This is a genomic window from Polynucleobacter sp. HIN7, from assembly GCF_030297595.1.
Classification (GTDB): domain Bacteria; phylum Pseudomonadota; class Gammaproteobacteria; order Burkholderiales; family Burkholderiaceae; genus Polynucleobacter.
The window spans coordinates 1,305,508-1,319,319 of the sequence record NZ_AP028138.1 but is presented as its reverse complement, the minus strand read 5'-3'; the positions used below and the strand labels follow the sequence as shown (position 1 = coordinate 1,319,319).

Here is a 13,812-nt window from a genome sequence, read left to right as displayed (position 1 = left end):
ACTGGTAACAATCCGCTCACGATCAATGGCGCCGGTCAAACGGGCACCGTGATCTTAACGGGCACCAATGGCGCGAGTACGATCACCATTGGTGGCGGTACTTTACAAGTAGGCAATGGTGGCAGTACCAACTCCTTGGGCACGGGTGCGATTACGAATAATGGCAACCTCGTCTTTAATTTAGCGGGCGCACAAACCATTAGTCGCGCGATTTCTGGAACGGGTACGGTGGAGTTTGCTGGATCTGGAACCTATACCCTGTCGGGTACGAACTCCTATCAAGGCTTAACGACGCTCACATCGGGCACGCTCATCGTAACCAATGCTTCTGCCTTAGGTTCCAGCGGCCAAGGCATTACCGTGAATGGTGGCATCTTGGATCTGCAGGCGGATGTTGGTGCAGAGCCGATTATTCTCAATGGCGGATCGCTTGCGACCTCCTCGGGGTCGGGCGCATTCTCGGGAGCCTTAACGCTTTCAACGAATACCACCTTTGATGTGGCGAGCGGTACCTTGACAATCTCTGGCGTGATTAGTGAAACGGGTGGTAGTCGCTCCGTCACCAAAACGGGTAGTGGTATCTTAGTGCTAACGAACGCCAACACCTACTCGGGCGGCACCATCGTATCCGCGGGTACTTTGCAAGCGGGCGATAACTCAACGGGATCGCCTGTCACCAGCGGTCCATTTGGAACGGGCCTCATTACCGTTTCCGGTGGCGGTGCAATTGATCTCTATGGCAAGACGATTGGTAATGCACTCAACTTATCGGGTAGTTATGGTGCCATTGGTGCGCTTACCAATTCCGTAACGAGCGCAGAGGGTGTGGCTAGTGGCACGGTGACCTTAGCCGCCAACGCCTCAGTCGGTGGCGCTGGCAACATTCTCATGAGTGGCGCGTTAACGGGTTCGGCTAACTTGACGCTCATCGGCTCTGCCACTGTGACCCTGAGCGCTGCAAACGATAGCTCTTTCTCGGGTGCAATCACAGTCGATAGCGGAGTGCTCTCGGTGGGCGCTGATACCAACCTCGGTGCTAGTGCCGGTCGCCTTACCTTAAACGGTGGCGCACTTTTAGCGAATGCAAGTTTCACCTTGCATGCCAATCGTGCACTCACGTTGACCGCTGCGAGTGGCTTGCAAGCGGCTTCTGGAGCGACGCTCACCTACTTAGGTGATATTACGGGTGGTACTTATGCCCTCACTATCAACGGCAACAGTCAAACTGGCACCGTAGTGCTTGGGGGCAATAACACCTATGGCAACACCATCTTAAGTAGTGGCACAGTACGCATCGCTGCAAACACCGCACTAGGTAGCACCGGTACGATCTCATTTGCTGGCGGTACCTTGCAATACACCGCAAGCTACACCGCTGATCACTCGGCACGCTTTAGTAATGCGGCCAATCAAGCCTATGCGATTGATACCAATGGTGAGACTGTGACCTTAGCTACTGCGCTCACCAGTTCCGGCGGCACCTTGGTGAAAACCGGTACCGGCAACTTAATCTTTGCCGCCGATCAAACCTATACCGGCAGCACCACCATTAGTGCTGGAACGCTCACATTGGGTGCGGGCGGTACTGTTGGCTCTGTGGCCGGTCATATTGTGAACAATTCAGTGTTGCAATTGAACCGCTCGGATAGCCAAACGTATACAGGCAATATCAGTGGCACCGGTTCTGTGAGCAAACTCGGTAGCAATACGCTCACCTTAACCGGTAGCCAAACCTATTCAGGAGCCACGACAATTAGTGGTGGTGCACTCATTATTCGTAACAATGCCCCAAGCTTATCCACCAGTACGTATTCGGGTTCAGGTAGTCTCACAATTGAACCAGTCGGTACCAGCTTCAGTGGCACCCTGACCGTCAGTGGCATCACCTTTGATAGTACCTTGGCGGGCGTAACCCTCGGTAAGAGTTCGAATACCTCGAACCTGACCCTCTCGAGCGCCATCAATATTACCGGTCCAGTGACGCTCTATGGCGACACCATTACCGTTAACAGTGCCATTAGCACTCAGAGTTCGAATGCCATTAATGTAGTGGCTGCCACAACCGTTGATTTGACCTCCGGTGCAAGTCTCACTAGTAGCAGTGGAGCGATTAACGTCACGGGTGGCACGGGATACATCTATATTCGCAGTGGCTCTGGCGATATAGCAAGTTCGACCAACGGCACGATTACCTTCACAGCTGCGCCCAATGGTAATTTATCGAACGACCATCTGAAGTTTGCTAATCGCGGTGTGACCGCCCCCAACATCACAGTTTCAGTAGGACCCTGGAACGTTCTCTTGGGACTTAAATACGACGATACAGTCGGTTTGTACTTGAGCGATCTGCGTAATTTACGTGCGAGCAATACCTTGACCTACGGTTGCCTAAGCGATTGTGGTGAAAACAGTTTTATGCAAGTCACTCATAACATCGCGATTGCGGCGACCGACGTGCTTGGCAACTTGACCCTCGCGCACTCGACGATCTATATGTACAGTGGCACATCGATTACCTTGGGTACGGGTAAGGTACTGACCTTCCAAACGAATAAGGCGACATCAACCAGTACGATGGAAGGTAGCATTGGCGGTGCGACTTCACTCGCAAAAACAGGCCCAGGTACTTTACGTATCGACACCAATAACGCCTACACTGGAACCACAACCATTAGTGCTGGCACCTTGCAAATCAGTAACGCCAGCACCACCGGCACCTTAGGCAGTGGCGCTGTTACCAATAACGGTACCTTGACCTTCAATCGCAGCAATGCGATGACGGTAGCCAATGCGATTAGTGGTAGCGGTAGTGTGGTGCAGGCTGGTACCGACACCGTGACCTTGACCGCAGATAACAGTTACGGTACCACCACGATTAACAGTGGCGCTACCCTCCAAATCGGCAACGCCAGTACCACCGGTACCTTAGGCAGTGGCGCCGTTACCAATAACGGTACCTTGACCTTCAATCGCAGCAATGCCATGACGGTAGCGAACGCGATCGGTGGTACAGGTGCCGTCAATCAAACCGGTAGTGGTAGCACCACCTTCTCGGTCGCCAATACCTATACGGGACTCACCACCGTGAGCGCGGGTACTTTAGTCGTTACCCATGACAACGCCTTGGGTGGTACGGGAACCGGTACCACCGTGAGTGGCGGTATCTTGGATCTCCAAGCCAACATCGGGTCTGAGCCGATTACCCTCAGTGGCGGTGCCTTACAAACCACCGCCGGTACGGGTGCGATTGCTGGCACCATCACCCTCAGTAGTGATAGCACCATCACTGCTGATGGTACCTTAACCCTCTCGGGTGCCATCGGTGGTGCGTATAGCCTCACCAAAGCCGGTAGCGGTACTTTGAACCTCACCGGTGCCAATACCTACAGCGGTGGCAGCACCACCATCAATGCCGGTACGGTGGTTGTGAGTGGTTCCGGTAGCTTAGGTGCCAGCACGAACAATCTCACCTTGAGTGGCACGGCATCGCTGGATCTACAAAAGAGCCTCACGGTGGCGAATCTGGTGCTCGCTAGTGGCAACACCATCACCAATAGCACTGGTACATCAAGCCTCACGGTCAATGGCACATCGAGCCTAGCCGGCACGATCACCACGAGTGGTGATCAAACCTATACCGGTGCAAGCACCTTACTGGCGAACACCAGCCTCATCTCCAATAGTGGTGCTGGCAATGGCACGATTACCTTTAGTAGTACGGTCAACAGTAATAGTGGCAACAACTACAGCCTCACTACCACTACCGGTACTGGTAGCACCACCTTCAGTAGTACGGTAGGTGCTACCCAAGCTCTAGCAAGCCTCACCAGCAGTGGTGCGACATCGCTCGCTGGTAATGTGACCACCACGGGTGTTCAAAACTACGGCGGCAATCTCACACTCACTGGAGCAGACATCAACCTTAACACCACCAATAGTGCGGTGACGGTGGGGGGTAATGTGATTGCCACACTTGCTTCATCTGGAACGGTTTCAGTGACTTTGTATGATGGTTTAAATCAAACCGGTAATACCTATGTCTTTACTGGTGCTGGCAGTTACGACTACAACCCATACTTTGATCGTCCTGTATCTGGAATTGTTTGGAATGATCGCGCTCAGTCCATCAGGGTATCGAATGGCTCAGCAACCGTGTGGGAGCATCAAGTTACCGTAGGTCGTAGTGAAACCTTTACGAGCGGTTCATTTAATATCTCTTCGGGTATTGGTGGGGTGAGCTCAATCGTGTTAACGGGTGGCTCAGCGACATATGGCAATTTAGGTATCCAAACAGGTTCTGGTGCGATCACCATGAGCGGTACGGTTGCGAATGTTGCAACACTTACCATGAACTCGTCGAGCACCTCTAACCAAATCGTTGGGGCAATTAGTGGCAGCACCAATGTGGTCAACAATGGTACTGGTACCGTAACCCTCACAGGCGTGAACACCTATACCGGCACTACCACCATTAACGCCGGTAGAGTCGTTCTCTCGGGCAGCGGTGTCTTGCCCACGGGTGGTAATGTCACGATTGCGGGTGGTGAATTGGATTTGGGTACAACCAACCTCAACGCGGGTAACCTCACGATTAGTGCCGGTGAAATCCTAAGCACCTCGGGCGTATTAACGGGTACCGCCTTCACCATTAACAACAACGTAGCTAATCCAATCACAATTGGCGCCATCTTGGCAGGCACATCCGCAACCCTCACAAAATCGGGAGCAGGCACGCTCACGCTTACCAATATCAATACTTTTGATGGCGCCACCACCATCAGTGATGGTACTTTAGCGCTGTCGGGATCGGGAAGTATTGCAAGCTCGAGTGGCCTCACCAATAACGCCAACTTTGACATTAGTGCGAGCACATCCGGCGCCACTGTGACGAGTATTGCGGGATCCGGTACCACTACGCTCGGTAGCAAGGTTCTGACTATTGCTAGTGCAAGTGGATCACTCAGCGGTGTGGTCAGTGGTAGTGGCGGCATCGTGCTTACTGCTGGAACACAAACCTTGGCGGCTAACAATACCTATACCGGTGGTACCACTGTTAATGGCGGAACGCTCAAGGCTGGAGTTAGCAGTGTGATGAGTGGTGGCTCGATTAGCACCAGCGCGTTTGGTACCGGTGCAATTACGATTGCTAGTGACGCCACTTTAGATTTAGCAGGGTATACCGTTGCGAATAATCTCAACTTGATTGGTACTGGCACCAGTGCCACGGTTGGCGCACTCACCAGCACCAGCGGCACGACCGGTGTGGCAAGCGGTAGCCTCACATTCACGGGGCATACGTCCTTGGGCGGTACCCACGACTTCACGATTAGTGGCGCAATTGGTGATGGTGGCAATGCGTACAACTTGAATAAAGTGGGCGCAAATACTGTAACTCTCACGAATACCAATACGTATACCGGTAGCACTACGATTACTGCAGGTACTCTGAGCATCAGTGGCAGTGGCTCGATCACCAACAGTACGGTCAATAACAATGCAAACTTCGATATCAGTGGTGCGAGTGGCTCGGGCATTACGGTGATTAGTCTGACTGGCAATAGCGCAGGCACTGTTGCCTTGGGCGCAAAAACCTTAACCCTGAGCAATGCTGCCGGAACATTTGCTGGCGCAATTGACGGTACTGGTGGTGCTCTCGTGATTACTTCAGGCACTGAATTATTTACTGGAACCAATACCTACACCGGTACCACCACCATCAATAGTGGCGCTACATTACAAATCGGCAACGCCAGCACCACCGGCACCTTAGGCAGTGGCGCCGTTACCAATAACGGTACCTTGACCTTTAATCGTAGCAATGCCATGACGGTAGCGAACGCGATTAGCGGTAGCGGTAGTGTGGTGCAGGCTGGTACTAATACCGTGACTCTGACCGCAGATAATAGCTATGGCACCACCACGATTAATAGTGGCGCTACCTTGCAAATCAGTAACGCCAGCACCACCGGCACCTTAGGCAGTGGCGCTGTTACCAATAACGGTACCTTGACCTTCAATCGCAGCAATGCGATGACGGTAGCCAATGCGATTAGTGGTAGCGGTAGTGTGGTGCAGGCTGGTACCGACACCGTGACCTTGACCGCAGATAACAGTTACGGTACCACCACGATTAACAGTGGCGCTACCCTCCAAATCGGCAACGCCAGTACCACCGGTACCTTAGGCAGTGGCGCCGTTACCAATAACGGTACCTTGACCTTCAATCGCAGCAATGCCATGACGGTAGCGAACGCGATCGGTGGTACAGGTGCCGTCAATCAAACCGGTAGTGGTAGCACCACCTTCTCGGTCGCCAATACCTATACGGGACTCACCACCGTGAGCGCGGGTACTTTAGTCGTTACCCATGACAACGCCTTGGGTGGTACGGGAACCGGTACCACCGTGAGTGGCGGTATCTTGGATCTCCAAGCCAACATCGGGTCTGAGCCGATTACCCTCAGTGGCGGTGCCTTACAAACCACCGCCGGTACGGGTGCGATTGCTGGCACCATCACCCTCAGTAGTGATAGCACCATCACTGCTGATGGTACCTTAACCCTCTCGGGTGCCATCGGTGGTGCGTATAGCCTCACCAAAGCCGGTAGCGGTACTTTGAACCTCACCGGTGCCAATACCTACAGCGGTGGCAGCACCACCATCAATGCCGGTACGGTGGTTGTGAGTGGTTCCGGTAGCTTAGGTGCCAGCACGAACAATCTCACCTTGAGTGGCACGGCATCGCTGGATCTACAAAAGAGCCTCACGGTGGCGAATCTGGTGCTCGCTAGTGGCAACACCATCACCAATAGCACTGGTACATCAAGCCTCACGGTCAATGGCACATCGAGCCTAGCCGGCACGATCACCACGAGTGGTGATCAAACCTATACCGGTGCAAGCACCTTACTGGCGAACACCAGCCTCATCTCCAATAGTGGTGCTGGCAATGGCACGATTACCTTTAGTAGTACGGTCAACAGTAATAGTGGCAACAACTACAGCCTCACTACCACTACCGGTACTGGTAGCACCACCTTCAGTAGTACGGTAGGTGCTACCCAAGCTCTAGCAAGCCTCACCAGCAGTGGTGCGACATCGCTCGCTGGTAATGTGACCACGACGGGAGTACAGAGTTATGGGGGCGAAGTTTCTGTGACGGGTGACGCTAGCTTGCAAACCTCGAATTCCGACATTAACTTTAATAGCAATTTAGTTTTGAGTGCGAGTCTCACAGTCAACGCTGGAACAGCTAATGTAAATGTTTTAGGTAATATTTCTAAGGGAAGTGGTGTGGTGGCCAGCCAGGCTTCATACGAGGCTGAGGTATTAAGCAGTAATCCGTTAGTGTTCATACCGCTCACCGATGCAATTAATTCGAGCACAGCAACCAACTTAGGAACTTTAGGCGGCAACGGTACTTATTTCATTGAGAGTTCCGCAGGTGGCCCAGGAAGAACAGCCGGATTGTTTGCTGATACCACTGCGATGTATGTGCCTGGATCGAGTTACTTAACTTATCCGAATCAGGCGACATTAAATCCGGGTTCAGGCTCATTCACGATGGTTGCCTGGGTGAAGAACAATGCCGGCGGTAATGGCATGATCATGAATAAAGAAAATCAATACGAGATTGCAATCCAAGGTAATCGTATTGAGTGGGCTATTGCAAACTCCAGCCCAGGCTGGGCTTGGATTAACGCCAATAACTATTTACCGGCCACTGGTTCATGGACACAGATCGTCTTGACGAGCAATGGTTCGCAACTTAATGTGTATGCCAATGGATCGGCGATCCAAACAAACTATCCAATATCTGGAGCGGTATCCACAGGGGCTGGTGCAGCACTGATGGTGGGTAATAGGACCTATGGCCCACAATACTTTAATGGCGGTATTAGTAATGTGGCTTACTACAATACAGTTCTCACGCCAGCGACAATATTGAGTCAGTATCAGGCTGCAACCAGTGGCGTTAATGTGAGTGCAAGTTTATCCGTGACTAGCGCAACACTAAATATCAGCGGATCGGTTTCGAATCTGGCAACACTGTCGGTCACCACTACCAGCGCCTCCAGTAGCGTAGCTGGTGTAATTTCAGGAACGGGTGGTGTTGCCAAAACCGGTACCGGCACCTTAATCCTCTCCGGCAACAACACCTACACCGGTACTACCACCATTGATGCGGGTACCTTAAGTGTCACCGGTACCTTATCGGATAGCACGGCCGTGACAGTCGCCAGTGGCGCCACGTATAACGTCGCCGCCAATGACACCATCGCTTCCTTGGCTGGCGCTGGTGCTGTTAACCTCAATACCTCCTTCACCCTCACCACCGGTGATAGTAATAGCACTACCTATAGCGGTGTGATGAGTGGGGCGGGTAACCTCGTGAAGGTCGGTAGCGGTACCTTGACCCTCTCGGGCAACAACACCTACACCGGTACAACGACGATTAATGCCGGTACGGTCGTAGTGACCCACAACAATGGTTTAGGTAGCACCGCTGGCGGTACCACCATTGCCAGTGGTGCAACACTCGATCTGCAGAATGTAGCCGTCGGTGCGGAAGCAATAACCTTAAGTGGTGGCACTCTCAAAGATGTCACTAGCTCCCTAGCTGGTAATGTCACCTTAACCGCCGATAGTACGATTAGTGCTACTAATGTTGGTGATCAGTTCACCTTAAGTGGCGTAATCTCAGGACCTTACAGCATCACCAAGGGTGGTTTAGGAACCGTGATCTTCAGCGGCAACAACACCTACACCGGTACTACCACCATTGATGCGGGTACCTTAAGTGTCACCGGTACCTTATCGGATAGCACGGCCGTGACAGTCGCCAGTGGCGCCACGTATAACGTCGCCGCCAATGACACCATCGCTTCCTTGGCTGGCGCTGGTGCTGTTAACCTCAATACCTCCTTCACCCTCACCACCGGTGATAGTAATAGCACTACCTATAGCGGTGTGATGAGTGGGGCGGGTAACCTCGTGAAGGTCGGTAACGGCACCTTCACCTTGAGTGGCACCAACACCTACACCGGTACCACCACCATTAATGCCGGTACTTTAGTGGTTGGTGCAGATACCAACCTAGGTACCGCACCTGGATCGGCGACCACGGGTCAACTAGTTCTCAATGGCGGTACCTTAAATACCACCGCTAGCTTTACGCTCAATGCCAACCGCGGTATTACCCTTGGTAGCTCGGGCGGCACCATCGACACCAATAGTGCCACCACCTTAACGTATGGCGGCATCATGGCCGGTACTGGAGCCCTCACTAAAGCAGGCACCGGCACCTTAATCCTATCCGGCAACAACACCTACACCGGTACTACCACCATTGATGCGGGTACCTTAAGTGTCACCGGTACCTTATCGGATAGCACGGCCGTGACAGTCGCCAGTGGCGCCACGTATAACGTCGCCGCCAATGACACCATCGCTTCCTTGGCTGGCGCTGGTGCTGTTAACCTCAATACCTCCTTCACCCTCACCACCGGTGATAGTAATAGCACTACCTATAGCGGTGTGATGAGTGGGGCGGGTAACCTCGTGAAAGTCGGTAACGGCACCTTCACCTTGAGTGGCACCAACACCTACACCGGTACCACCACCATTAATGCCGGTACTTTAGTCATTACCAGCACTGGCACCCTTGGTGCGGCGACAAGCAACCTCACCATGAGTGGTAATTCGATCTTAGATTTGCAAACGGCAGTAACAATCAATAATCTTGTGATGGCCTCTGGCAACACGATTACCAATAGCGCCGGCAGCTCAAGCTTAACCGTCAATGGCACCTCCACCTTAGCTGGTGCGGTTATCACGAGCGGTAATCAAACCTACACTGGTGCAACAACCTTGGGGGCTAACACCACGCTCAACTCCAGTGCTGGAAATGGCACGATTACCTTTAGTGGTACAGTCAATAGCAACAGTGGTAATAACTATAGCCTGACCACCACCACTGGCACTGGCAGTACTACCTTCAGCAGCACTGTAGGTGCCACCCAAGCCCTCTTGAGTCTTACCACCAGTGGTGATGCTTCCTTAGATGGCAATATCACCACCATCAGTACACAGAATTATGGCGGCAATCTCACGCTTACTGGAACAGATATCAATCTCAATACCACTAATAGTGCAGTCACAATCAGTGGTGGGGTGAGTGCTAGCAATGGTACAACCACGACTTATTTAACTGGCGGTACCACATGGACAACCACTCAAAATGGTAGCAATCCATACACTATTAATAGTATTAACTTAGGCCAAAGTTGGACGTATCAAGCCGATTATCTCGTTGGCGCTATGTCTGGTGATGGATTGAATACGATCCTCTCGTATGGTGATTACAGAGACGGTGTCTTAGTTCGTACGCAAGGAAGGGGTGACAGCCTCTATCTAAAGGGTACTAACTATGGTGCGATCGATTTATTTGGTAATGGCAACAGCGGAACTGCTGGTATCTATCGAACAGTAAAAGTCACATATACAAACCCGAGCGGTATTGGAACACTAAGCGTCTTTACCGATAATGTTCTCAAAGCCAGCATGAGCGTTGCTGGAAACTTATCGCCCGCAAATCAAACTTTGTATATTGGCCGCGCAATTCACGCCTGGGGTGAAGGATTAAATGCCACCATTAAAAATATTAGTATTACTGGTGGCGCAACTGGCTCTGCACTCACCATTAATAGCGGAACTGGTATAGCCCTTATAAATGGTGCCGTCTCAAATCTCACCACCTTATCTGTGAATTCAGCATCCGCAACCAATGAGGTTGTTGGTGTGATTAGTGGCTCTACTAATCTTGTGAAAGCAGGCACCGGCACCTTAATCCTATCCGGCAACAACACCTACACCGGTACTACCACCATTGATGCGGGTACCTTAAGTGTCACCGGTACCTTATCGGATAGCACGGCCGTGACAGTCGCCAGTGGCGCCACGTATAACGTCGCCGCCAATGACACCATCGCTTCCTTGGCTGGCGCTGGAAATGTCAACCTCAATAGCTTCACCCTCACCACCGGTGATAGTAATAGCACTACCTATAGCGGTGTGATGAGTGGGGCGGGTAACCTCGTGAAAGTCGGTAACGGCACCTTCACCTTGAGTGGCAACAACACCTACACCGGTACTACCACCATTGATGCGGGTACCTTAAGTGTCACCGGTACCTTATCGGATAGCACGGCCGTGACAGTCGCCAGTGGCGCCACGTATAACGTCGCCGCCAATGACACCATCGCTTCCTTGGCTGGCGCTGGTGCTGTTAACCTCAATACCTCCTTCACCCTCACCACCGGTGATAGTAATAGCACTACCTATAGCGGTGTGATGAGTGGGGCGGGTAACCTCGTGAAGGTCGGTAGCGGTACCTTCACCTTGAGTGGCACCAACACCTACACCGGTACCACCACCATTAATGCCGGTACTTTAGTGGTTGGTGCAGATACCAACCTAGGTACCGCACCTGGATCGGCGACCACGGGTCAACTAGTTCTCAATGGCGGTACCTTAAATACCACCGCTAGCTTTACGCTCAATGCCAACCGCGGTATTACCCTTGGTAGCTCGGGCGGCACCATCGACACCAATAGTGCCACCACCTTAACGTATGGCGGCATCATGGCCGGTACTGGAGCCCTCACTAAAGCAGGCACCGGCACCTTAATCCTATCCGGCAACAACACCTACACCGGTACTACCACCATTGATGCGGGTACCTTAAGTGTCACCGGTACCTTATCGGATAGCACGGCCGTGACAGTCGCCAGTGGCGCCACGTATAACGTCGCCGCCAATGACACCATCGCTTCCTTGGCTGGCGCTGGTGCTGTTAACCTCAATACCTCCTTCACCCTCACCACCGGTGATAGTAATAGCACTACCTATAGCGGTGTGATGAGTGGGGCGGGTAACCTCGTGAAAGTCGGTAACGGCACCTTCACCTTGAGTGGCACCAACACCTACACCGGTACCACCACCATTAATGCCGGTACTTTAGTGGTTGGTGCAGATACCAACCTAGGTACCGCACCTGGATCGGCGACCACGGGTCAACTAGTTCTCAATGGCGGTACCTTAAATACCACCGCTAGCTTTACGCTCAATGCCAACCGCGGTATTACCCTTGGTAGCTCGGGCGGCACCATCGACACCAATAGTGCCACCACCTTAACGTATGGCGGCATCATGGCCGGTACTGGAGCCCTCACTAAAGCAGGCACCGGCACCTTAATCCTATCCGGCAACAACACCTACACCGGTACTACCACCATTGATGCGGGTACCTTAAGTGTCACCGGTACCTTATCGGATAGCACGGCCGTGACAGTTGCGAGTGGTGCAACGTATAACGTCAATACTGCTGACAGTATCGCTGCTTTGTTGGGCGCTGGAACGGTAGCACTTAATGCCAACTTAACGATTGGTGGTACCAATTTAGATAGCAATTTCACAGGACCCTTGGGCGGCACTGGATCACTCATTAAGACAGGCTCCGGTGAGTTGACCTTGTCGGGTGCGAATACCTATTCGGGTAATACCGTGATCAATAATTCTGTCTTGAATCTTGGTAATGCCGATGCCTTAGGTAGTGGACTCTTGGTAATCGATGCTGGTCAGCTCAAACTGGCGGATGGCGTAACGCTCACCTCATTGCGGGTGAGTGGTTCGATCCGTATTCGCAAGGATATCCGCACCACTGGAGCCCAACTCTATGACGGCAATGTAGTAATTGATCCGGAGACTGGTTCGACGATTTCGCTCACGAGCTCGAATGCCAACATTACTTTTAATGGATTATTAGACGGCACTGCGAAAGTAACGTCTAGTAACTTGACGGTGAGTGCGGGTACCGGAACCGTCACGCTGGGCGATAGCGTGGGTTCGATTAATCCTTTAGGTCGATTGGAGGTGCGTGCTGGTCAAATTATCATCAAGGGCGATGTGCTTACGCTCTTGCAGCAACTTTATTTTGGTGATGTCACGATTAGTGATAATGGTCGTGAAGGATTCTTGTACGACTCGTTTACAAGAAATACGAAGCCGGTTGAACAGTTCCGTATGATTTCACGGGTGAAGACACGCACCTTTATGTCGATGGATCCTCTTGTTGAATTTAATAATAAGGTCGATGGCGATGCCAAAGATGTTTACTCGCTCTTAGTAGCCTCGATCTTTAATGGTTTTGCAGAAACTGATGCGGATCCAAATTACCCAATTGTCAGCTTTAATGGGGCTGTAGGATCGATTAATCCCTTCTACTCGGCTAACATTCAGACTTTGCAATTTAGAGATCGCTTAAGCACCAGCTTGGACATTGGCGGCATTATTAATGTCACCAGCGGTGTACAAACCGCTACTGATCAAAACTACAGTACCGATCGCATGAATATTGTGGCTGATTCCACAACGCTCGCAACCACCTTTAAATCATCGCAAACGGGAATGATTAACTTTGATATATCGCAGGTTGGCGGACAATTTAATGTGAATGGCACGGGTCGCATGATCATTGATGGCGAAACAAACTTTACAGGCTCTGGCATTGGATTAACCGGAGTGAGCTTCCCGGTACAAGAGGCTCGTGCCGCTGCCGCTGCCGCAGCAGCCGCTAATAAGAGTGCCTTAACAACCACCTTAAAGGTTAATAAACTGTTCAGACTCAATGAGGATACTGGGACAACAGGCGAAGTGGTAGTTGCCATGGATGAATCTGTTCAAGTGAGAGATCAGCTGGCCAATGGTGAAGAGTGCGAAGAAGGGTCGACACAACTCGCTTGTGCGCGATAA

The 13,812-nt window shown here is 52.0% G+C and carries 1 protein-coding gene (only partly in view); it reads left to right on the top strand.

Annotated elements, in window-relative coordinates:
- Positions 1–13,812: the 3' portion of an autotransporter-associated beta strand repeat-containing protein gene (locus QUE64_RS06805; protein ID WP_286225074.1), read on the top strand. It extends 32,205 nt beyond the left edge of the window; only the last 13,812 of its 46,017 coding nucleotides appear in the window; the start codon falls outside the window, past its left edge; the stop codon is at positions 13,810–13,812.